Genomic DNA, 21740 nt, shown 5'->3' on the forward strand with positions numbered 1-21740 from the left:
TCGTGCACCTTCCTTCGGTAATAACAAGCAGGTACGGGCTCCTAGTGTGCCCGTTCAGAAGGTGTAACGCACCGAGAGTTGAGTCTGTTCCGCTCAACTAGAGAATTTTTGTGGCGATCTTTGCCGGGGCCGACCTACCCGGTCGTCGCGAGTTTCCAGGCGCCCGGCCCCACCAACGCGCCGGGTGGAACCGGACGGCCCGACACCGCCAGAAGCAGATCGATCGCCCGCCCGCGCACCTCATCGGCGTCAGCACCCCCGAGCACAACGTCCGAGTCGGTGGCGGTCAGACGCAGCCCGTCCACCCGTTCCCGTCCCCCACCGAAACCGACCGCGGTTTTCACCTGATAGCTCAGCGCCTCGACCACCGGATCCACCGGATAGCTCGCATCAATGCCCAGCGGGCGACGGATGTCCTCACCATGGACAAATATCTCGACGAGCCGCGTCTTCGAGTTGGCCGGCGGCGTCCTGGTCGACGTGATCACCTCGCCCAACGCTTCCAGCGTCTGTCGGGGATCAACGCGCTTTTGCTGGGCTATCCCCGCCGAGTTGTCGCGATCGAAGTCGAACCGATTGGTCATCATCCGACGCGCGAAGCCGAGACGGGTGTTCGTCGCTCCGTCGACCAGGTGGGCCAGAACGTCGTGCACATTCCAACCCGGACACAGTGATGGCTTCGCCCAAGCATCTGCAGGTATGTCGCTCAGATCTTTCACCAAACGCTCGCGCTCAGCGTGGACAACCGGCCACACCGCAGAAAAAATTGCTTCTCATGCTGAGACAGACCCGGTCGGCCGATCGAAGTCATCGTTCACGACGCCCGACAGCCACGCGACGACGGCGCGGCAGGGACAGCAAGAACGACAAGAGCCATCGCAGTTCGACGTAAAGGCGATCCGAGTTGACTCCGAGAACTGCCCGACTCGCGGCGATTTATCCAGTCGCTTGTGACGGTCGACACAATTGTGATATCCCTGATACAGGGATATTCATCCCGTTTCATTGAAACACAGGGCACAACAACAAATCAGGGTCGGGAAGGACCATAATGCTGTCTGCAATATTTTACTTTATCGAATCAATCGACAACGCACTGTGGGATTTCGCGGAAACCATCGTCACCGGCAGTGACGCCTAGGCAATTTCCGCGCCTCGCCATCAGCACTGACCAGTGCATCACCGGCCGTGTGCAGACATCGCTGCGCACGGCCGGGTGGTGCAAATTTGTCGAGATTCGGGCGCTCCTACTATTGACCCCGCAACGACCAGGCCTGATCGTCACGCCGACCGGTTGCCGATATCTCTCCCCACTTCTCCCCCGAGCGTTCTCACCGACTGGGGTCGTGCGCGTAAGAGGCTGGCCCGAGGATGAACTTCGGCTAATCGCTGAAATCGGACAATCTTCATTTCTACGGGTATTGCGCGCCGGATTGGCCTTTCTGCAACTGCCTCCATACCGGCGGCGCCTGCTCGAGTATTGATTCTGCCGGCGGGGTCCCGCATGCCGTTCCGCCTCGACGTCGGCCAATTATTCTCGTTTTGACCATCGACAGCGTCGTCACATGATTCCACGTAGATAGGCAGCCAGCGCCCCGACCGCTTCTCGTCGAGCGTCCGGAGACGGGGTCGCGATCTGGGTGAAGACGAGGGAGTCGATGAGCCGCATTAGTTCGCGTGCACGTTCCCCGGGGTCGCTCACACCAAAGCGGGACAGAACCAGTTCGATGGCGGCCGCGGCGCCCGCCTGCACATCGGACTCACTTGACAGTGCGCGGTGTAGTTCGTCGTCCGCCGGTAACTCGATCAGCAGCGCATAGCGTGCGCGCATGTCCACCGGTCGGCCGACGAGTGAGTCCATCAGTTCGGTGGCGGCGGCGGTGAGCGCGCCGATCCGGCCACCGGCGTCATCCGGCACCGAGGTCTCGAGGCCGTGCAGACTGCTGCCGGAGTCTGCCCCGCTGCGCTGCGCCAGCCGGCTCGCGGCGAGGCCGAGAAGCGCCTGCCGCGTCGGTGCGTAGTACGACGTGGAGCCTTGAGGAATTCCTGCGGTCGAGTCCACAGCGCGATGGGTCAGCCCGCGCAGCCCCTGGGCCGCAATCAAACTGATGGCCGTATCGGCGATGACGCCGGCCCGCGACTGGCCGCCCGTTCCCGATGTCATGCAATGACTCTACAACTGTTGCATAGATCCTCTACGCCTGTAGAGTCGGCCGAACAGGCGCACTACAGGTGTAGTAGGAGGAATCATGAAGGTCGCAGTGGTGGGCGCCGGCATCGGCGGATTGTGCGTATCCGTCGGACTACAGCGCTACGGTGCCGACGTCACCGTGTTCGAACGCTCGGACCAGGTTCGCGCAGCCGGGTCGGGACTGTCGGTCTTCGGCAACGGACTTCGGGCACTCGAATCCCTGGGCCTCCGACAGCAATTCGAGGTGATCACGTCGCCACATGCTGCGACCTATCGCAGCGGGCAACGACGACCCGATGGGCGTTGGTTGGCCACCATCCCGCCTGATGCCGTCACCGACTTGCGGATCGTGCATCGCACCGATCTGCACACCATGTTGCTTGCCCGTGTGCAGCCTGGAACCATCCGGTGTTCGACGGAGGTCATCAGTGTGCGATCAGATGGAACCGTACTCGTACGCGAGGTGCCCGGTTCGTCGAGCGAACACCACTTCGACCTGGTGGTGGTGGCCGATGGGCTCTTCAGTAACGTCCGTGCTCGTTGGGCCGAAGACCCCGGCGTCCGCTACGCCGGATACAGCGCTTGGCGCGGTGTCACGTCCGCACCGGTCGACTTGCGGGGCGAAGCAGGCGAAACCTGGGGAGAGCAAACGCGTTTCGGAATCGCGCCGTTGGCCGACGGTCGCGTCTACTGGTTCGGTGTCGCGACCACGCCGCGGCGACGATCGCAATCTGCATCGGACGAGTACGCCGAACTGAAGCGACTGTTCGGCACCTGGCACTCCCCCGTTCCCGAGCTGATAGACACCACCGATCCCGAAACCATCTCGTTTCTCCCCATCGACGAACTCGCCGGCGATCTTCCGTCGTACCGACATGGCCGCTGCGTCCTGCTGGGTGATGCCGCGCACGCCATGACACCCAATCTCGGCCAGGGAGGCGGTCAGGCGATGGAAGACGCAGCAACGCTCGCTGCACTCCTGTCCCTCATTGCCGCGGCCGCCAATCCCGATGAGCGCACCATCAATTCGATTCTGGACAGCTACGACGAGGCACGCCGACCACGGACCCAGGCTCTCGCCAGACGATCCCGACGACTTGGGACACTCGCGCACGTCCGCGGCCGTGGCCGCACGGCCGTTCGAAACCTACTGCTGCAGAACACGCCACCGTCGACGCTACGGGCGCAACTCAGACGAACGCAGGATTGGCATCCACCCGTTGCCGGTTTGATTCCCGACCGTATGGCACCGCTGTCCGAGCGCCGCGAACCGGCCCTGGTGCACAAGCTCAAGAACACACTGGGAGAATGAGTCGCGGCGTACCGCCTGGGCGCCTCTGGATTGGGCGACATCGAGAGCGAGATGCAGGTGCTTTGGTGATCGGTGTGCCGGCGGGCCTGCGACGGGTGGCCGCCTTGCCCGCTCCCGTGCGTTTGATGCTCGCTTCGATGGTGCTGTTCAACATCGGCTTTTATCTCGTGGTGCCCTTTCTCGCCGTTCACCTTTCTGAGGGTCTCGGCTTTGCGGCATGGATCGTCGGGCTGATTCTCGGTCTGCGCATGGCTTCCCAGCAGGGGATGTTCTTCGTCGGTGGCAGCCTTGCCGACCGGTTCGGTGTCAGGCGGATCGTCCTCATCGGAATCGCCGTGCGAATCGTCGGGTTCATCGCCGTCGGTTTCGCCGAATCCCTTGTCGGAGTTGTTGTCGGCGTGCTGCTCATCGGGTTGGCGGCCGCCCTGTTCGCGCCTGCGGTCGAAGCGGCAAATGCCAGCTATGGTGCGCTGCTGGAGCGGCAGAACATCATGCGCCGCACCGAGCTGTTCGGCCTCGAGCAGATGTGCAGCCGCACCGGAACCGTTCTCGGGCCACTCCTGGGCGCAGCTTTGCTCGGCGTTCCATTCGCGTGGACCACCTGCTCGGCCGCGGTGCTCTTCGCGGGATTGTGGGTCGCATTCTTCTGCTGGTTCCCTGCGTCCGTGACAACTTCGGGGGTGGAACCCGGGACCGTGGTGACACCGGATCGGCGACTGCGGACAGTATGGCGGTCGGTGTTGTCGCACAGGGCTTTTCTTGCCTACGCCGCACTGTGCGCGGCGCAGCTGTCGGCGTACAGCTTGTTGTATCTGATGCTGCCCGCTGAACTCGAGAGCATCGCCGGCAACCAGAGCGCATTGGGCTGGTTCTATGCCGCAGCAGCGTTGATGGTCATCGTCTGGCAACGACCGGTGGTCCGGCTCGTTCATCGCCTCGGCCATCCCCGGTCGGTGGTCGGCGGTCTCGCCGTGATGGCAGTGTCATTCCTTGTGCCTGCCGCCGCAGACGGGCTCACCCACAAGACCGCATGGCAATACGCCGCGGTCGCCGGATGGGTTGCACTGCTCCACATCGGCCAGATGTTGATGGTGCCCCCGATGCGCGACACCGTCGCAGCCCTTGCCGGAGAACACAATCTGGGCGCGCACTTCGGAATGCTCAACAGCATCGCCGGTCTCGGGTGCCTGATCGCCTCTGTCGGAGTCGGGGGCCTGTACGACCTGACATCAGAGGCCGACCTCGCGACGGCGCTGGTGTGGTGCGCCGTGACGGCGGCGGTGGCCGGCGCCGTCGGCGGCCTCATGCTGTGGTACCGGCGTCACCCTGACGCCGGACCGGTAGCGATTGCCGTCTAGGTCCAGATCGGCGCCTCGTTGATCTGGTCGACGAAAGCGTCGAGAACAAACGGGATGGTCAACGGGTTCGGCATCGACACCGCATCGGAGACAATCGGATCCAGCTTGACGAGCCCACCCGAGCGCACCACATCCAGTCCCATGAACAGCGGCGATGCCTCCATCTGAACCCTTGCCCGTTCCCAGTTGTCGAACAACAGCAGGTCGCACTCGAGCAACGAGACGTTTTCCGCCGAGATGTCGACGTAGAGTTTGTCACCGAACTTGTCGGCGATCCCGACGGGTGGCACAAACCCCAATCCCGTCAGCAATTGGGCACGCGCGGACGAAGGGCTGTACGCACGAAGATTGCCATCGGCCCACCGAGCGACCACGGTGGCGGTGCGCCCGACGAACTGCGGATTCTGTTCGCGCCGTTCGACGATGAGGCTCTCGGTGTCCTCGACAGCCTGCGCGGCAGCCCCGGGCAGCCCGACGGCGGCGCCGATCCGGTTGGTGACGTCTTGCCACGGCAACACCCAGTCGGTCTGATCGGCCGCATGCAACACCGTCGGAGCTATACCGGACAACTGCCCGTAGGTCGATGCGTCGATCGCATTGTTCACTGCCACAATGAGATCGGGTTGCGCAGCTGCCACTGCGGAGATACTGAAGTCAGAGGTCGCGTTCTCCAGCGCTTCGGGATCTGCGCCGGCCACGCGAGGCTCGGCCCACCGCCCGATTCCGTCATCGGTGGATCCGGTCCACACCGGGACCAACACAGGAATGACACCCAGCGACAAGAGCACGTCCGCGTCGCCAATTCCGACCACCGCGATGCGTGTGGGTGCTTGTTCGATGGTCGTCGAGCCGTGGACGTGGTCGATGGTCACCGGGAATGCGCCGGGCTCGGCGGACACGGCGACGTCCGAATCGGTTGAGTCGCTGCTCGACGAACATCCGGCAACCACAACGCCGGCTGCCGCGGTCAAGGTCAACGTCAACATCTGCCGACGATTCATCACATACATCCCAAAGCCACCTTCTCGAGCGTCAGTTAAGTATGGTCACCCTAACTTATTGACCGATGGCGGGGTCAACGTCTCTATGACCGCAGGTGAGCCAGCACCGCGAGCACTCGCCGGTGTCCGGTGTCGGAGGTGGTCAGTCCGAGCTTGGCGAAGATGTTGCCGATGTGTTTGCTCACCGCGGTGTCGCTGACCACCAGCTTCCGAGCGATGTCGGCGTTTCCGAGGCCTTCGGCCATCAACCGCAACACCTCCGATTCGCGAGGGGTGAGCGATCGGATCGGGTCGTCGGCTCGGCGACGGCTCATCAACTGCGACACCACTTCCGGGTCCATCACCGTTCCGCCCGCGACCACGCGTTCGAGCGCGTCGACGAACTCTTCGACTTTGCCGACCCGCTCCTTGAGCAGATACCCCACCCCCGACGCACTGCCCGCCAGCAGTTCGCCGGCGTATCTGTCCTCGACGTAGGCGGACAGGACCAGCACGGGGAAGTTGGCGACCCGGCGGCGTGCCTCGATGGCCGCCTTCAATCCCTCGTTGGTGAACGTCGGCGGCATGCGGACGTCGAGCACTGCGCCGTCGGGCGGGTCCGCGTCAAACGACTCGAGGAACTGCTCGGCATCTGCGACCGCAGCGGTCACCTCGATCCCGACGCTACGCAGCAGCAGCGCGAGCCCCTCCCGCAGCAGGGAGTCGTCCTCGGCGATCAAAATCCGCATGGGAGCTCCACTTCGAGTTCTGTCGGCCCGCCTGCAGGGCTGTTCAACGTCATCGTTCCCTCGAATGCTGCCACGCGGCGGCGAATTCCCGACAGCCCACTACCCGCGGTCTCCTCGGCCCCGCCGCGGCCGTCGTCGACAACAGTGATGACCATCGTGTTCCCGTTGTCGTCGCCGCGAGTGCTGATGGTCAGGTGCACGGTCTCGGCGCCGCTGTGCTTGGCCACGTTGGTCAACGCTTCGGCCACCACGAAGTAGGCGGCAGCTTCCACCGCGGCTGGTGCACGCAGCAGGTTCCGCACATCCAGGACGCAGGTGATCGAGGAGCGTCCGGCCAGAGCTGCGACTGCCCCTTCGAGGCCGAGCTCATCGAGGATCGGCGGATAGATGTCGTGCACCAGGGTCCGCAGTTCCGACAGGGCATCGGATGCGGCGTCTTGCGCCCGAAGCAGTTGCGGTAGAGCTTGTTCGGGGTCGACACGCAGCGAACGTTCAGCCAGACCGAGCATCATCACCACCGCGACCAACCGATTCTGGGCACCGTCGTGCAGATCGCGTTCGATGCGCCGCAATTCGGCGGCGTGTGCATCGAGCGCCGCGGCACGACTTTCGGTCAGCGCCGTAACCCGTTGCGTCAGTTCGGTTTCACGCCTTGGTGCAAGGAGTTTGGTGGCCATGCCCGCGATTGCACGTGCCAGCGCAGGGATCAGCCACCACGCGATCACCGTGTAGGCGAGCGCGATGAACGGCATGGTGGCGGCCAAGGGCCACGACGTGACCAGATAGATGTTTCCCACCGGCTCGTCGGCGGGCATCGCCCACCAGTACGCCGGAATCAACATCGAGTTGATGGCCGCCAGCGGCAGGACCACGGCAACGAACCCTGCGACGAGTGCAGCGAATGCGTGGCCGCTGACCCATGCCAGGTCGCGGCGAAAGGGCGATGACCACAACATGGTTCGTAGATCGCTGAATCCCAGGCGATCCTCCATCGGAGGGTATCGCTCCGGAATCACGACGCCGGTGTAGCGCCCGGTGCGACGACGCGCCTCGCCCGCCCAGAAGCGCGACACCCGCACGTAAGCGGGAACCAGCAGCCATCCGACGAAGAGGATCAGCAACGGCGCGATGATCAGCGCGCCGAACACGAACACCAACGACACCAGCGCCGCGGCGCCTTCGACCATCAAGAAACGACATGCCCGCCACCACTTCGCGGCCTGTTCGCTTCGACTCATCGCTCCAGGATGCCGTAACCACCGCGCGAAAACGGTATAGCGGGCTACACCATTGGTTGGGTGGCCAGCGGGATGGTCCGGTGGCTCGCTGATTCATAGCGTTGCTGACATGACTTCAACAGCACCCGTTCAACCCCTGAAATCGTTGACGCCGACACCCGCGCTGCGCCTGGACAACGTCACCAAAAGCTATTCATCAGGCCGTGGCCAGATCACCGCGCTGGACTCCGTCAGTCTCACGTTGCCGCCGCGGGGATTCACCGCGATCATGGGCCCGTCCGGCTCGGGCAAAAGCACGTTCCTGCACTGTGCTGCCGGACTCGACCAACCCACCAGTGGCTCGATCTGGCTGGGAGACACCGAGATCAGCGCCCTCAAGCAGAAGGCGCGCACCACATTCCGACGCGACCACATCGGCTTCGTGTTCCAGGCCTACAACCTGCTGTCGTCGCTGACCGTGGAGCAGAACGTCACATTGCCGCTCCTGCTGGCCGGCCGAACCGCTGATCGCGCGCGCGTGGAGAACGCGCTGGCGTCGGTGGGGCTCGCGAAGATGAGCCGACGTCGTCCCGCCGAACTCTCCGGCGGGCAGCAACAGCGGGTCGCCATCGCGCGTGCGCTCATCACCCGACCGCGTGTCATCTTCGCCGACGAACCCACCGGAGCGCTCGACAGCCGGACCGGTCATCAGATCCTCGGGCTCCTGCGCGGTGCGTCTACCGAATTGGGACAGACGGTGGTGATGGTCACTCACGATCCGATCGCCGCGGCGCAAGCCGACCGCGTCTTGTTCCTCGCCGACGGCCGCCTGGCCGGCCACCTCGAAGGACCGACCGCCGAGGCCATCGCTCAGTCGCTCACCGACCTCGGGCAGTGGTGACGATGCAACATTCACGCATGGGCAGCATCGCTGCCGCGAACCTGAGAGAACATCGCAACAGCTTCACGGCCGTATTCGTCACGGTCTTCTCCGCCGCCCTCTTGGTGTGCGCACTCGGAGTGCTGTTCGAGTCCGGGATACGCGGAGGCGTCACACCGCACCGCCTTTCCGGCGCCGACGTGGTGGTCGGGGCTCCGCAATCACTCGACATCACCGAGGACGTCGACCAGCCCTACATCGAACGCGCGCGGCTTCCCGAATCGACGGTCGCCGAACTCTCGGCGCTACCCGGCGTCCGGTCGGCGGTCGGCGACATCAGCGCTCCCCTCACAGACGACGACGGGCGCGCGTTCGATGCGCACGGATGGTCGTCGGCGGTTCTCGCGCCGTACAGCATCACAGCCGGCCACCCACCGGCCGGACCGGACGAGGTGGTGATGACAGGTGCAACTGACCTGGGCCAGAAGGTGACGCTGCGACACGGCGGAGTCGCCCACGCGTACACCGTGGTGGGTGTGGCCGGCACATCCACATCCGAACCCGGTGGCCGCCCGGCGACGGTGTTCCTGAACGACGTTCAGATGCAGCAACTCTGGCCGCATACCGGCACGGTGGCGACGGTCGGTCTGATCGCACAGGACGGGGTGGACGCCGAGACGCTCGCCTCCCGAGTTCGTGACCACCTGCCCGGAGTGGAGGTGGACACCTACACCGGTCCGGCACGTGCGGACGCCGAGTACGTCGACATCGGCGCGGCGCGCGCCGAGCTGGTGGCGCTCAGCTCGGCACTTGCCGGGGTGGCCTTGATGATCGCTGTGTTCGTCGTGTCGAGCACGCTGTCGTTGTCGGTCCAGCAGCGCCGCCACGACTTCGCGCTGCTGCGGGCGACCGGCGCCACGCCGCGTCAGATACACAAACTGATCGGCGCCGAGACGTGGGCCATCGCCTGTGTGGCGGCTCTTTTAGGAGTGGCACCCGGCTATCTGCTGGCCGGTGTCCTGCGGGGCCGATTCGCCGACGCCGGCATCGTGCCGCCGGACTTCGCGCTGACCTACGGACCGGTCCCGGCTCTTGTCGCAGTCGCCGCTGCGGTCGCGACCGCCCGGCTCGCTGCGGCTGTCTCCGCTCGACGACCGGCTCGCCTCGACCCCATCGATGCGCTGCGCGAGTCGGCGGTCGAGCCGGAGAAGCTGAGCCGGACCCGCGTGATCCTCGGACTGGCGGTCGGGGTGAGCGGGCTGGTGACTGCAACCCTGCCTGCCTTCATCCCCGGACCTGCGGCGATGGCCGGTGCCGGGGGGTCTGCGGTTCTCCTCGTCATCGCTCTCGCCCTTCTGGGTCCGGCCCTCGTCTCGGGCGCCATGCGCGTGGTCTCCGGCCCGATGCTGCGCACCGGTTCGGCCGGGCCGGTGTTGGCGGCCGCCAACCTCAACGCCCATGGACGCCGGCTTGCCGCGGCGATCACGCCGCTGGCGTTGGCGATCGCGATCGGGGCGGTGCAACTGTTCAGCCAGAGCACGGTGACCGCAGCAGCCGAACGCCAATCCGAGAGCGGCACCACGGCCGATCTGGTCGTGACCGGCCCCGGCGGCATCAGCCCCCAACTCGCCGCGACGATCGACTCGATGGACGTCGTGCGTGCGGTGAACCCGATCATCCACACCAAGGCCCTGTTCACCACGGACAGTTCCGAGGCCCCGACCACCGAGGCGTATCCCGTGCAAGGCATCGACGCCGCGAGCGCCACTGCCACGATGGATCTCGATGTCCGGGAGGGCGACCTTCAGCAGCTGACCGACGGCGCGGTGGCGCTCAGCCGCGACGCATCGTCGGCGATGAGCGCGGACGTCGGAGACACCGTGACGCTGCGGATGGGTGATGGCGCTGTGATCACACCACGGGTTGTCGCCACCTACGACCGCGGTCTCGGCTTCGGCGACGTGACCCTCCCGGCAGCACAGGTACGTGAGCACACGACAACCGGGCTGGTCGACCAGGTGTTGGTGTCGGCGGCACCGGGACGGGTCGACGAGGCGCAGCGGGCCATCGTAGCCACTGGTGGCATGACCGTGATGAGGAGCGACGGATTCGCCGGGGCCATTCGGCAGGACCAGCGGGCGCAGGACTCGGTGAACGTCGTGGCGCTCGCGGTGCTGCTGGGTTTCCTCGGCATCGCGGTGGTCAACACCCTGGTGCTGATGACCTCGGCGCGGCGTCGCGAGTTCGCATTGCTGCAACTGCTCGGTGCGGGTCCACGGCAGGTACGCGGCATGATCCGTCTCGAGTCCCTGATCGCGGTGGCGGTCGCGGCATTCGCGGGCACGGTGATCGCCTACCCACCTCTGGCCGGGATCGCGATCGCGGTGTCGGGCGTACCGCTCCCCGTCTTCTCGCCATCAGCCTTCGGGGTCGTCGTCGGCGCCACAACCGTGCTGGGCTTCACCGCCATCACTCTGACGGCCCGCCGGTCGATACGCCTTGAGCGCCAGGTCAGAGGCCTTTAGCTCGTTTCACGATCAATAACAGTAGGTTAAAACCTTGTGCACAACAGGTGACCCGTGAGCCGCCGACAAGGGACAAAGAAGCGACTTCCGCATTACCACGGGCATTAGACGGCGCGACTTATGTTGCCGCAGAATGTTATTGAATCCTTACGGACACCACAGCCCGCCGACGGCCTATGGCAGCCCTCGTCGTGCGGTGGCTCGCAGAAGCTGCCACAATGTCATCCGGGTTCACACTCTAGAACTGCAGCGGTGTAATCCGACCGTGGTCAACCCGTCCACGGTCCAACTGAACACGAAAGGAAAGTCATGACCTCGACTTTCGAACTTGCATTGCTTGACGTCTTCCAGTTCCTCATCGACAACGCTGAGTTCCTCGGCGGCCTCGCAGGCTGATTCGGTTCTCGAACCGACGCTTGCCCCGATCCGCGTCCGCGGGTTCAACCCGTCTCAGCCGGATCGAACGGTTTTGCATCATGCCCCGCTCTGTACAGAGCGGGCATGGTTGTCTCTCAAGGGTCTAGAACCTTGCCGATTCTGATAATTGACAGCCCTGCGGCATCCGCTGTAGCCGAGCTCAGGTGGTCGTGGGCACAGGAATCTGACGATGCCATCGGCCCATGGCGTGGTGAACCCAGTTTCATTGCGGCCGTCAGGTCATGGACCGACGACCCCCAGCGCACGGTCTGGGTTGCGCACGCACCGGACCAGGCCGTCGGAATGGTGTGCCTGACCGAATACACGCGCATGCCGAGCCCCAGGACCAGCGCGGCCGGCAGCTGGGGCTATCTCGGCCACCTTTTTGTACGGCCCGAGTACCGAGGTGCCGGAATCGGCGCGCAACTGGTTGACTGTGTTCTCCGCGCTGCAGAGCATCGCGGATACCGCAAAGTGATTCTTTCCCCCACCGAGCGGTCGATACCGCTGTATTCACGGCATGGGTTCACCCGCGACAATGATGTGATGGTGCGGTGACCCGTCCTCCTTCCGGCCCCAGGCGATGTCCGTGTACCAGTGGGCTGATCTGGGACGACTGCTGCGGACCTCTGGTGTCCCGGGTCCGTAAGGCGCCGACCGCCGAGGCGCTGATGCGTTCTCGGTTCAGTGCGTTCGCCGTGGGTGATGCGGACTACCTGTTGCACAGCTGGCATCCCCGGACCCGGCCCGACGTGCTGGACCTCGACGCCACGATGCGGTGGTACCGACTCGACATCGAGTCCACGTTGCACGGGTCGCTCTTTGATTCCGTCGGCGAGGTGGAGTTCACCGCGTTCTACCGGATCAAAGGTTCAGGCGCGGGCACGTTGCACGAACGGAGCCGGTTCGAGAGGCACGAAGGTCGCTGGGTGTACGTCGACGGTGTGGTCGCGCCGGACTGACCACCTGGCCACCTCAGTGGGTCTGTTCGGCGTCAGTGGGTCTGTTCGGCGTCGTGGTCGGGGGTGACGTGCCGTCCGGCCAGGTCGTGGAGTGCGATGAACACGCGCTTGGATGCCTCGGCCCACGGCATGAGGATCGGGAACACATGAAACATGCCGCGCTCTTCCATCGCGTGCACCTTGACTCCGGCTTTGTCCAAGCCGTCGGCGAACTTCCTGATCCCGTCGCGAAACATCTCGTCGCCGCCCCAGCACACAAAGGTCGGCGGAAACCACTCCGGATCTGCCATGGCGTACACCGCAGACACACGCTCGTCGTTCGGCTGGACGCCTTGCAGATACGGGGTCACCGGAATGTTCCAGGGCAGGATGTCGTACTGGGCGTTGTCGGTGATCGACGGATGATCGAGCTCGAGATCGATCTCCGGAGAGAACAGGGCCAACGCGGCCGGAACGGGCAGTGATCGGGAATGCAGATACGAGATCAGGGATGTCGCGAGGCCGCCGCCACCGGAGTCACCGGCAACCACGAGGTGCTCCGGGTCGACCCCGCGGTCGAGGAGACCTTGGAAGACGTCTGCCGCATCGTGCACACCGGCCGGGAACGGGAACTCCGGTGCCATCCGATAGTCGGCGATGAACACCTCATAACCAGTGTTCTTCACCAACGATGCTGCGAATGCTGCGTACATGATGGGGGACGTGCCGATGTATCCACCGCCGTGCAGGTAGAGGATCGTGGCGCCGATCGTCTGCTTGTCTTCGCAATTGTCCACGTAGGCATCCGAACTGGCCTTGGCACGACACCAGATGCCGTCGACCCCGCCGATCGTGTCATGTGTGATCTCGACGCTGTCGGTGAGCTCGATGAACGGAGGCATGACGACGCGGCAGATGTCGTCGAGGATCTTCTCCATCGACCTGAACTCCTCGATGGGCAGCCCCATCGAGTAACCCATGAACGATCGGACGACCTGACGGGTGACCGACTGGCCGAGGTTGTCCAGCAAGCCACCGGGTCCCTGCCACGGGCGTCGAAACGGCACTCTGGCAAGGCCGTTCAGCAAGCTCTCGGCCAGCCCGACGACAGTCAGGGCAGTAACCGGCATGGACGCCGTCTGGACCTCGGGCCGGTCAGCCATCACCATGTCGCCCATCCTAAGGCCGGCCGGGGATCGGGGCCGAAGTCGCTACGTCGACACCTTTGTCGTCCGATCATGGTGTCGGCCGGGTCCTCAGCGCATCGAGCATGCGCACGAGCGTGTTGCATGCATCTGCCAGCGCAGCGTCCCGATCGGTAGTGGACGCAATCCACAGTGCCGCTTCGTTCATGGCGCCGGTCAACAGTGCGTGGCACGCTCCTACCGACATCACTTTTAGCAGGCCGGCCGACTCGAGTTCGGCCAGCACGTCGAGCAACATACGGCCCGAGTTGCTCGCGTCTTCCGCGCGCCAGGTGTCCCAGCCCAGGACGGCGGGAGCGTCGATGAGCATGATCTGCCTCGCGTCGTCGCGGACACTCGCTTCCAGGAATGCACGGCATCCGACTTCAAGCGCCCGCCACGAGTCATCGATTCCCGCGGTCGCGTGGTCGACGGCGATCCCAACACGTCGCTGTGTCTCGGTATGGACTGCCCGGAAGAGCCCCGTCTTGCTCTGGAAGTGGTGATAGACAGCCCCTCTGGTGACACCGGCCGTCGCGGCAATGTCCTCGAGCCCGACCGCGGCATACCCCTGAACGGCGAAAGCTGTTCGCGCCGTTGCCAAGATCCGTGCCGCGGTCTTCTCACTCTGCTCTTTGGTCGCGCGCGGCATCGTTGTCGCACCTTTCGTTCGGGACTTGTTGCCGACTATACATTCTCCGTGTATGTATAAAGGAGTCCGTTTACATACACAACGTATCTATAGGAGAGATCACCATGGCGATCACCAGCTTGTATCCCGTACTCATGACCGATGACGTGGCCACCACCGCGGCCTTCTTCCGCACCCACCTCGCTTCGAGACGACGTTCGAAGCCGACTGGTACGTAAGCCTCGTTCGCGACTCGTTCGAGTTGGCCGTTCTCGACGCCGGCCACGAGACCATCCCCACGGAACACCGCAACCGGCCGGCAGCCGGGCTCCTGATCAACCTGGAGGTGGACGATGTGGACGCGGAGTACCGGCGCCTGGTCACCGAGGGCCCGCTGACCGCGTCGCTGCCCATCCGCTCAGAGGACTTCGGACAACGTCACTTCATTGTCGACGGGCCGGACGGCGTATTGATCGATGTCATCACCCCCATTCCGCCCGCTGACGATTTCGTGGACAAGTTCGCCTTGGCAGACGCGGACTGACCCATCACTCGTCCATCGCGATCAAGGCCGGCCGCAGTACCGAATATGCCCACGACTCCAGCGTGGTCGGGGTGGTGCTGATGACGTCGCGACGGTTCTCCGGTAAGAAGTCGCCGCGGAAGCCGCGCAACATGCCGACAACCCCGTGCACCTGGGCAGCCGTCATTCCGAAGTTCGCGAGTTGCTGTGCCACAACATCATCCAATACCTGCTGGGCAACGATCTCGCGGCCCGACGCGGTGGAGAGAATGTCTGCAACCTCGCTGAACGACAAGTCGGCCGGACCCAGGACGCCTTGCGTGTGGCGTCCCGCCCAATCGTCCGACAAGAGTCGGGCGACAGCAACATCCCCGACGTCCCGGGGGTCGACAAACGAAATCCGTTGGTCGAGAGGCAGCGTGGTGGCGAGAACCCCATTCCGTAGGCTCTCCAAGTCCATCAACAAGTTCGTGAAGAAATACCCACATCGCAAGTGAGTGACAGCAGCGCCAGTGCCGTCGAGGCGGTCCTCGGTCTTCCCCAGCCCGTCGATCTCACCGAAACCATGCCTTGCCTCTGCGCCCACGCTGCTCTGGAACACCACGCGCTCGATGCCGCATTCCACGATGGCGCGGGCGGCGCTGGCACCCATGCGGTCGTACCCCGCGACCGGGTCATCGTCGTCGGTCGGTGGATCGACCCAGTAGAGAGCCCGCGCCCCTGAGCAGGCCCGCGCGACCGCGGGGGCGTCGCCGAGATCCACCTCGACGATGTCCGCCTTTGTATGTATTGCAGCTGGGACTTTCGCGGCATCCCGCACCAGCAATCTCGGACGTACCCCAGCCTGGATGAGCAGCTGCGTCACTCGCGACCCGACCCGACCGGTTGGGGTTGTCACCACAATCGTCATGACGTCACCTTCCTTCTGCACTCGCGTGTCGACATGATGCAACACAGCACCGACAAATCAGTTACCTCAGCAAACGGGCAGGCTGAACGTTGGCTTCCTGATCCGAATGTCTGCTTCTGCCAGTCTCTTCCGGCCGAGCGGTTGGCCAGCGCGGGGCGGCACGGGCACGACTTGGGAGGGTCACCGGGCAATCGATCCGCCCGACCGATGAGTGCAGAGGCGCCCGACAACGGCTATCCGGCCACAAGTGACGGGACCCCTTGATGCCTTAGAGCCACACTGTCACGCACCGCTTGCACCGGCAACATGTCAGACCCGGTCGATAGACTGGACAGTTCGGAGTTGCCAGTCCCCCAAAGATGTTGGGCGGCAACAAAATTAGCTCTTTCGAACACTTGTGCGAACGGTGCGTTTGTTCTATCGTTGCGTCATGGATATCGGGGGAATCCGCACAGCGATGGCTGTGGTCGCGCAGGGGCCACCACCTGAGGCCGATGATGAATTGGCCGGACAGGTGGTGGCGTTGATCAAGATTCGCCATCTCGTTGATCACGTCTTGTCGGTGTGGGTGGGCGCACTGGACCGTCGGGGCGTGGCCAAGAGATCTGGTGAGTCGTCCACCGCGTCGTTGCTGATGGCCGGCGGGCTGGCGCCGGGGTGCGCGCACCGGATGGTGCGGGTCGGCCGGGCGTTGGTGTCGCTGCCCCGGGTGGCCGATCACGCTGCGGACGGTGATTTCTCAGGCGAGCAGGTCGATGCGATCGTGCGGGGTATCGCACATGTGGAACGTGCTGTCGCGCAGTTGCCTGGCCCTGCGCGTGAAGCATGCGTGAATCGTCTGTTGGGGCAGGCGTGGTCTGGTGCAACGCCTACCGAGATCGGGGAACGAGCCCGGGGAGACGCATTCGCCCTGGCTGTTGATTCCGGTGGCGTGCCGGTGGCGGAGAACAACGAGCTGAACACTCTGTCGCTAGGCCAGAGTCCCGATGGACGGATGCGCGGCAGGTTCGATGTCGATGCGATTCTCGGCGAGAAACTGTTGACGGGCCTGGACCCCCTGACTCGGCCGATTCCGGGCGAGGATGGCACACCTGACCAGCGATCGACGGCGCAACGAATGGCGGAGGGGCTCGAGCGGTTGATCGACGCGTACCTGCAGGCCGAAGATCGGCCCACGGTCGGTGGTGTGCGTCCTCATCTGACGATGACCGTCGATGCCCGCGAGTTGGCCGGGGAAGGTGCAGCTCCACCTGATCCGGCCGCGTCGGCCGACGAGTACACCCGGTTCCTCGACGACAAGGGGTTTCGGTCCGCGTTCCGGTTGCAGTGGATGGGTCCGGTCAGTGGCCGAGCGGCGCAGATGCTGGCCTGCGATGCGACGTTGACGTCGATGATCTTGAACGGCGAGCGGGTACCGCTTGATGTCGGCCGCGAGCATCGCACGGTCACCCCGGCAATCCGTAAAGCGTTGCTGGCACGGGACTGTGGGTGCGCGTTCCCCGGCTGCGGGCGGCCCGCCGGATGGACCGATGCCCACCACATCGAGCACTGGTCAGCCGGCGGGAGCACCAGCCTCAGCAATACCGTCCTGCTGTGCCGGCACCATCACCGGATGATCCACCACCACGGATGGTCCGTCGCCATAGGCAACGATGGGCATCCGTGGTTCACGCCGCCCAAAAGTGTTGACCGCGAGCGAAAGCCGATACCTGCGCATCACCGGACCACCAACACACCGGCAGCAGCCTAGAACGCTCGCCTACACCGTCACCAAGTGACCTGGATCTGCTCTTTGACAACTCAATAGTGTGAAGGCGAGTTGGGTGCTCAGGTTTGCAAAGGCAACAGTTCGTCGACCATCTGGTCGAGGAACTCGGCGATCGACTCGACGGGCACCACCGGGCGCACCACGAACTTGGTGATACCGGCGTCGACGAAACGGCTGACTTCGGAACGCGCCTCGTCCCAGCCCCGGCACACCAGCAGTTGCGGATCGGCGAGATCCTTTCGCCGACGTGCAACAGCGGCGATCACGGTGTCGACGGCGGTGTCGTCGGAACCGTGCGGTGCGACGATGAGATTCGTGCCGTAGTGGTCGGGCTCCACCTCCCGGCCGGCCTCTGAGGCAGCGGCTTCGATCTGCCGTCGACAGTCTGCGGCCTCGCCGGGAGTGACGAAGCTGCCCAGCCACCCGTCGGCCAGTCGCCCGATCCGATTCATGCTGACCGGGAGGCGCCCGCCGAGCCACAAGTCGAGTGGTTTTGCTGGGCGCGGGCCCACAGTTGCCTCGTCGAGGTGAAAGAAGCTGCCCTCGAAGGTCACCGACGGTTCGGTGAGCAACGCCCTCACCACGGAGAGTGCCTCCTCGAAGACTGCGCCGCGCTGACCGGGAGGTACGGGGTACATCGTCCGGTCGGACACCGTCGCCGGTTGAACGCCGAACGCCGGGAGAATCCGGCCCGGAGCGGTCGCTGCGAGGCCGGCCAACTGCGCGGCGACCAGCGCCGGGTTACGGCCGGGCAGGACCAGCACCCCGGTGCCGAGTTTCAACTTCTCGGTTCGGCCCGCGGCGTAGGCCAGCCCGATCAGCGGATCGACGTGATGTGCAGATGAGGCCTGATCCGACAGCCACAGCGAGTCGATGCCACGTCGTTCGGACTCGTCGACGAGCTCCGCCAGGGCGGGACCTGCCGCGAGCGACCGGTCCTTGGACGAGACAACTCCGACTCCTATGCGAACCTTCATCCGCCAACGGTCGCACATCGCTGCGTGGGCCGAAGCAACCGTCAGGGTGTGGTGGCGAGTGTTGCCCCGTCGGTCACCGGCCGGCTGCCGTTCGTGGCGGGACGGGTCCGGTCGATGATCGCGGCCGCGACATGCGCCGCATCTCGGTCGATCCCATGGAACCGACCCGACCCCCACGTGTACATCCAGGGCAACCCGATGAACGAGAGCCCCGGAACGGCAGTGATCCCTCGCGTCTGCATCGGGCGGCCGGCACCGTCGAACACGCTGGCCTCGATCCACCGGTAGTCGGGCCGGTAGCCGATCGCCCAGATGATGCTGGTGACACCCGCCTCGGTCAGATCGAGCGAGGTGGGCTCGGAGTCCGGTTCCCATACCGGCTGGTACCGGGTCGCCGGCGGTGCGTCGATGCCCTCGCGTTCGATGTGCCGGTCGATGTCCTGGCAGATCGAGTTGTACACGGCGTCAGCTGAATCGAGGGAGGCACGAAGGGTCGGCGCGAACTCGAGCCTTGCGTCTTTGCCGTTCTCCAACAGCCCGTACAACTTCATCCCTTGCGACGCGAACTCGCGCAGATCGATGTCGCGGCCACCATCGCGGCCGGTGACGTAGTGATTGGTCTTCTCGCGCGCGGCCTGGCCGCCGGGATACTCCTGCACACCGATGTCGTAGACGCCCATGTCGGCGAGCCAAGTCATGCAATCCCGACCCCGGTAGAAGCGCGCAACGCGGGGCGCCTTCCCCATCGCCAGATGCACCTGACGCCCGGCCAGGTGCAGGTCTTCCGCAATCTGCGCACCGGACTGGCCCGTGCCGACGACCAGTACGGCTCCCTCGGGGAGTTGCTCCGGTTTGCGATATTCCTCCGAATGGAGCTGCACCACAGCGGGGTCCAGAGAAGCGGCATACGGCGGCACCACCGGGACGGGGTATCCGCCCGTCGCGACCACTACGTCGTCACACGTCACCGTCTCCGACCCGGCCCCCGACAGCAAGGTCAGCTCGAAACCGCCGCTGTGGGCCTGACGAAGCCGGGTCACCCGGGTGTTGGTGCGCAGCGGAGGGGTGAAGGTATCGAGCCAGCCGTTCAGCCACTCGACCACCTCGTCACGTTTCATGAAGCCGTCGGGATCCGAGCCCGCATATGGGTAACCCGGAAGTCGGCAGTGCCAATTGGGTGTCACAAGCGTGAAGTTGTCCCAGCGGGTGTCGGACCACGCGTGCACGGGCGTCTTGGCCTCGACGACGAGGTGCTCGATGTCCTGGCGCCCCAGATACCAGCTGACCGAGAGACCGGCCTGCCCACCGCCGACGATCACCACCGGAATGTGTTTTGCTGCCTCAGGCATGTGCCAACTCCCGCCAGGTCGCGGTCCGGGCTTCGTCGAGTTCGGTCACCCGGGAGTACACGTCCGGTCGGCGATCACGGAGATGGAACATACCGCCCCGCATCTGCTCGAACGCGGCCGTGATGTCCACTTCGGCCACCGCCATACCGCTGCCGAGCAGAGTGGTCGCCAGGATGTTCCCGCCGGGGTCGACCACCTTGGCGTTACCCACGTAGTTGAGAGACCCGAACGTGCCCGACTGGTTGGACGCGACCCAGAACACCTGGTTGTCCAGGGCTCGGGCGATGTCGAATTGGTTGAACCGGTAGGTCCACCGGTCCTCCTGCAGGTTGTCGGCGCGAGCGGTTCGGGCGGCCGGCCAGGCCGACAGACTAGCGATGATCTCGGCACCGTCGAGCGCCATCACGCGTGCGGCTTCGGGAAATGCCTTGTCGTAACAGATCTGCAGCCCGATGCGGCCCAACGGCGTCTCGAAAACGGGATACCCGTCTCCGGCGGAGTACGACATGTTCTCGCCGAGCGGCTGATGCACCTTGCGGTAGGTGCCGTAGATCTGACCACCGTCGAGCAGCGCCGCGGCGTTGTACCGCGTTTCCCCGTCGTCTGCCAGCTCGCAGAAACCGATCGCCACCACGAGGTCGCCGACGATGCTCTGCACCTTCTGCAGTTCGGGTCCGTTCACCGAGATGGCCGGCGGCAGTGACCGATTGGTGTTCTTGACGGTGTCACCGTGATTGCCCAGCGACGACAGGTAGCCCCCTATCGCCGCCTCGGGCAGGGCCAAGAAGTCGACGCCCTGCTGCCTGGCCTGGTCGGCAAGCGTGGCGATCAGGGCATAGTTCTGGTCGAGATCGCGCGTGAAGTTTGCGGAAACGCCTGCGAGGATGGTCATTTCGGCGTCCTCAGACCATGTACGTGGAGTTGATGATGGCACCCTTACGGGCGTAATGAATCAACGCATCCTGCACATCAAGCGGATGAGCCGGAATCACACCCTCGATCAAATCCTCCTCACGACCACCATGAAGTGCCAACCCGAACCGACAGCAATACACCGTCCCACCCTCACCGATGAACGTTGCCAACGAATCATTGATGTTCTGCTCCCCCGGGAAACCCGAATCACCCGTCGTCGGAAAACCACGCGTCGCCAGACAGTTGATCGCACCAGGGCCATAAAAATACAACGCCGACTCAAACCCCTTCCGCACGCCCGCGTCGCCTGCAACACCGCCACGAAGCTCACCGACGACTCATGAGCAATCCCATGAACCAACGTGAAGTACGTTTCCCCGTTCTCGGCCTGATAATCCGGGAACAACTTCGTCCCCCCATAAATGTTGCTGCCCTTGGGCAACGACGGATGCGGGATCTCAGCCAAAGACTTCTTGATATTCTCGGCGATGGTCTGATCGATATCGGACATGGCGTCTCCTGACATGGTGCGATCAAAGGCAGTGCGGGACTTGGGTTTCACTAGGCGCGCGGCACATCGATGTGCTGCGTTAGGCCTTGTACCAAGTACAGGCCCGATCCATTTCCGGATGGTCACGCCGGGACTAACAGGTTGTTTCGTGGTGCTCTCAGCCCAGTCGGACATGTATCTGACCACAGGCGTTTCCGGTCTTGACCGATTCGCGGCACGCAGCTTGATTCATCAGTAAGGTGGCATAGGTCACAGCAAGTGCATGGTCCGGGACTGGGTCACAGTGCCAGGCCGCGAGCAGAGAGTTACCGCGATGAAAACCAAGGCCGCAATCCTGACCGAGTTGAACACCGACTGGAAGATCGATGAGATCGATCTCGGTGACCCGGTCGCCGGAGAGGT

The 21740-nt window shown here is 64.3% G+C and carries 19 protein-coding genes and 1 pseudogene; 8 read left to right on the forward strand and 12 right to left on the reverse strand.

Features of this window, described 5'->3' with window-relative positions:
• Positions 1 to 134: 134 nt before the first annotated feature.
• Together W823_RS36200 and W823_RS36205 are read right to left on the reverse strand one after the other, a co-directional pair.
• Entirely contained in the window at positions 135 to 767 is a 633-nt protein-coding gene (locus W823_RS36200; RefSeq protein WP_031331534.1) for a maleylpyruvate isomerase family mycothiol-dependent enzyme, read from the reverse strand.
• 794 nt (positions 768 to 1561) lie between these two features.
• The gene (locus W823_RS36205) at positions 1562 to 2164 is read right to left on the reverse strand and encodes a TetR/AcrR family transcriptional regulator (RefSeq protein WP_023955617.1); all 603 of its coding nucleotides are present in this window, start codon (positions 2162 to 2164) and stop codon (positions 1562 to 1564) included.
• 85 nt (positions 2165 to 2249) lie between these two features.
• Here W823_RS36205 and W823_RS36210 point away from each other — a divergent pair, with 85 nt between their 5' ends.
• Together W823_RS36210 and W823_RS36215 are read left to right on the forward strand one after the other, a co-directional pair.
• Positions 2250 to 3503, forward strand: coding sequence for an FAD-dependent monooxygenase (locus tag W823_RS36210; protein WP_023955619.1), 1254 nt, complete (start codon positions 2250 to 2252; stop codon positions 3501 to 3503).
• 65 nt (positions 3504 to 3568) lie between these two features.
• On the forward strand, positions 3569 to 4861 hold the full coding sequence (locus W823_RS36215; protein ID WP_023955621.1) for an MFS transporter: 1293 nt from the start codon (positions 3569 to 3571) through the stop codon (positions 4859 to 4861).
• On the opposite strand, the gene W823_RS36220 is transcribed toward W823_RS36215, so the two are convergent.
• The 3 genes from W823_RS36220 to W823_RS36230 all read right to left on the reverse strand — a co-directional run bounded on the left by W823_RS36220 (position 4858) and on the right by W823_RS36230 (position 7828).
• A complete protein-coding gene (locus W823_RS36220; protein WP_023955623.1) occupies positions 4858 to 5871 on the reverse strand; it encodes an ABC transporter substrate-binding protein in 1014 nt (337 codons plus the stop codon). The two genes, W823_RS36215 and W823_RS36220, sit on opposite strands and share 4 nt — an antisense overlap.
• Before the next feature lie 74 nt (positions 5872 to 5945).
• Positions 5946 to 6590 carry a response regulator transcription factor gene (locus W823_RS36225; RefSeq protein WP_023955624.1) on the reverse strand — a complete coding sequence of 215 codons (645 nt, stop codon included), beginning with the start codon at positions 6588 to 6590 and terminating at the stop codon, positions 5946 to 5948.
• A complete protein-coding gene (locus tag W823_RS36230) occupies positions 6578 to 7828 on the reverse strand; it encodes a sensor domain-containing protein (protein ID WP_023955625.1) in 1251 nt (416 codons plus the stop codon). Before W823_RS36230 ends, W823_RS36225 begins: the two co-directional genes overlap by 13 nt.
• Before the next feature lie 109 nt (positions 7829 to 7937).
• On the opposite strand from W823_RS36230, the gene W823_RS36235 reads away from it, so the two are divergent.
• From W823_RS36235 to W823_RS36250, 4 genes are all read left to right on the forward strand, one after another.
• Positions 7938 to 8708: an ABC transporter ATP-binding protein gene (locus tag W823_RS36235; RefSeq protein ID WP_023955627.1), complete on the forward strand. Its 771-nt coding sequence runs from the start codon at positions 7938 to 7940 to the stop codon at positions 8706 to 8708.
• A 17-nt stretch (positions 8709 to 8725) separates the two neighbouring features.
• Entirely contained in the window at positions 8726 to 11212 is a 2487-nt protein-coding gene (locus W823_RS36240; RefSeq protein WP_023955629.1) for an ABC transporter permease, read from the forward strand.
• Between the two features lie 528 nt (positions 11213 to 11740).
• Positions 11741 to 12187: a GNAT family N-acetyltransferase gene (locus W823_RS36245; protein WP_023955631.1), complete on the forward strand. Its 447-nt coding sequence runs from the start codon at positions 11741 to 11743 to the stop codon at positions 12185 to 12187.
• Entirely contained in the window at positions 12184 to 12591 is a 408-nt protein-coding gene (locus W823_RS36250; protein ID WP_023955633.1) for a YchJ family protein, read from the forward strand. The genes W823_RS36245 and W823_RS36250 overlap by 4 nt, the downstream gene beginning before the upstream one ends.
• Positions 12592 to 12623: 32 nt before the next feature.
• Here W823_RS36250 and W823_RS36255 read toward each other — a convergent pair whose 3' ends face one another.
• Together W823_RS36255 and W823_RS36260 are read right to left on the reverse strand one after the other, a co-directional pair.
• Positions 12624 to 13739, reverse strand: coding sequence for an alpha/beta hydrolase (locus tag W823_RS36255; protein WP_031331542.1), 1116 nt, complete (start codon positions 13737 to 13739; stop codon positions 12624 to 12626).
• Between the two features lie 67 nt (positions 13740 to 13806).
• Positions 13807 to 14406: a TetR/AcrR family transcriptional regulator gene (locus W823_RS36260; protein ID WP_023955637.1), complete on the reverse strand. Its 600-nt coding sequence runs from the start codon at positions 14404 to 14406 to the stop codon at positions 13807 to 13809.
• 241 nt (positions 14407 to 14647) lie between these two features.
• Here W823_RS36260 and W823_RS36265 point away from each other — a divergent pair, with 241 nt between their 5' ends.
• The gene (locus tag W823_RS36265; protein ID WP_369792578.1) at positions 14648 to 14929 is read left to right on the forward strand and encodes a hypothetical protein; all 282 of its coding nucleotides are present in this window, start codon (positions 14648 to 14650) and stop codon (positions 14927 to 14929) included.
• Positions 14930 to 14933: 4 nt separating this feature from the next.
• Here W823_RS36265 and W823_RS36270 read toward each other — a convergent pair whose 3' ends face one another.
• On the reverse strand, positions 14934 to 15818 hold the full coding sequence (locus tag W823_RS36270) for an NAD(P)H-binding protein (RefSeq protein WP_031331544.1): 885 nt from the start codon (positions 15816 to 15818) through the stop codon (positions 14934 to 14936).
• Between the two features lie 430 nt (positions 15819 to 16248).
• Between W823_RS36270 and W823_RS36275 the strand changes: the two genes are divergently transcribed.
• Positions 16249 to 17568, forward strand: coding sequence for an HNH endonuclease signature motif containing protein (locus tag W823_RS36275; RefSeq protein WP_023955640.1), 1320 nt, complete (start codon positions 16249 to 16251; stop codon positions 17566 to 17568).
• A gap of 77 nt (positions 17569 to 17645) precedes the next feature.
• On the opposite strand, the gene W823_RS36280 is transcribed toward W823_RS36275, so the two are convergent.
• The 4 genes and pseudogenes from W823_RS36280 to W823_RS36295 form a co-directional block, all read right to left on the reverse strand.
• The gene (locus tag W823_RS36280) at positions 17646 to 18563 is read right to left on the reverse strand and encodes a TIGR03854 family LLM class F420-dependent oxidoreductase (RefSeq protein WP_023955641.1); all 918 of its coding nucleotides are present in this window, start codon (positions 18561 to 18563) and stop codon (positions 17646 to 17648) included.
• 41 nt (positions 18564 to 18604) lie between these two features.
• Positions 18605 to 19912 carry an MSMEG_0569 family flavin-dependent oxidoreductase gene (locus tag W823_RS36285; RefSeq protein ID WP_023955642.1) on the reverse strand — a complete coding sequence of 436 codons (1308 nt, stop codon included), beginning with the start codon at positions 19910 to 19912 and terminating at the stop codon, positions 18605 to 18607.
• Positions 19905 to 20804: a carbon-nitrogen hydrolase family protein gene (locus tag W823_RS36290; RefSeq protein ID WP_023955644.1), complete on the reverse strand. Its 900-nt coding sequence runs from the start codon at positions 20802 to 20804 to the stop codon at positions 19905 to 19907. The genes W823_RS36285 and W823_RS36290 overlap by 8 nt, the downstream gene beginning before the upstream one ends.
• A gap of 10 nt (positions 20805 to 20814) precedes the next feature.
• A pseudogene (locus tag W823_RS36295) lies at positions 20815 to 21338 on the reverse strand (MSMEG_0572/Sll0783 family nitrogen starvation response protein).
• Positions 21339 to 21740 lie beyond the last annotated feature (402 nt).

This window comes from Williamsia sp. D3 (assembly GCF_000506245.1).
Lineage (GTDB): Bacteria > Actinomycetota > Actinomycetes > Mycobacteriales > Mycobacteriaceae > Williamsia > Williamsia muralis.

What these genes read in the sequence shown, in the direction of transcription:
- W823_RS36205 (WP_023955617.1), bottom strand. Translation starts at nt 2,164, where the DNA reads ATGACATCGGGAACGGGCGGCCAGTCGCGGGCCGGCGTCATCGCCGAT.
- W823_RS36210 (WP_023955619.1), top strand. Translation starts at nt 2,250, where the DNA reads ATGAAGGTCGCAGTGGTGGGCGCCGGCATCGGCGGATTGTGCGTATCC.
- W823_RS36220 (WP_023955623.1), bottom strand. Translation starts at nt 5,871, where the DNA reads ATGTATGTGATGAATCGTCGGCAGATGTTGACGTTGACCTTGACCGCG.
- W823_RS36225 (WP_023955624.1), bottom strand. Translation starts at nt 6,590, where the DNA reads ATGCGGATTTTGATCGCCGAGGACGACTCCCTGCTGCGGGAGGGGCTC.
- W823_RS36230 (WP_023955625.1), bottom strand. Translation starts at nt 7,828, where the DNA reads ATGAGTCGAAGCGAACAGGCCGCGAAGTGGTGGCGGGCATGTCGTTTC.
- W823_RS36235 (WP_023955627.1), top strand. Translation starts at nt 7,938, where the DNA reads ATGACTTCAACAGCACCCGTTCAACCCCTGAAATCGTTGACGCCGACA.
- W823_RS36240 (WP_023955629.1), top strand. Translation starts at nt 8,726, where the DNA reads ATGGGCAGCATCGCTGCCGCGAACCTGAGAGAACATCGCAACAGCTTC.
- W823_RS36255 (WP_031331542.1), bottom strand. Translation starts at nt 13,739, where the DNA reads ATGGTGATGGCTGACCGGCCCGAGGTCCAGACGGCGTCCATGCCGGTT.
- W823_RS36260 (WP_023955637.1), bottom strand. Translation starts at nt 14,406, where the DNA reads ATGCCGCGCGCGACCAAAGAGCAGAGTGAGAAGACCGCGGCACGGATC.
- W823_RS36270 (WP_031331544.1), bottom strand. Translation starts at nt 15,818, where the DNA reads ATGACGATTGTGGTGACAACCCCAACCGGTCGGGTCGGGTCGCGAGTG.
- W823_RS36275 (WP_023955640.1), top strand. Translation starts at nt 16,249, where the DNA reads ATGGATATCGGGGGAATCCGCACAGCGATGGCTGTGGTCGCGCAGGGG.
- W823_RS36280 (WP_023955641.1), bottom strand. Translation starts at nt 18,563, where the DNA reads ATGAAGGTTCGCATAGGAGTCGGAGTTGTCTCGTCCAAGGACCGGTCG.
- W823_RS36285 (WP_023955642.1), bottom strand. Translation starts at nt 19,912, where the DNA reads ATGCCTGAGGCAGCAAAACACATTCCGGTGGTGATCGTCGGCGGTGGG.
- W823_RS36290 (WP_023955644.1), bottom strand. Translation starts at nt 20,804, where the DNA reads ATGACCATCCTCGCAGGCGTTTCCGCAAACTTCACGCGCGATCTCGAC.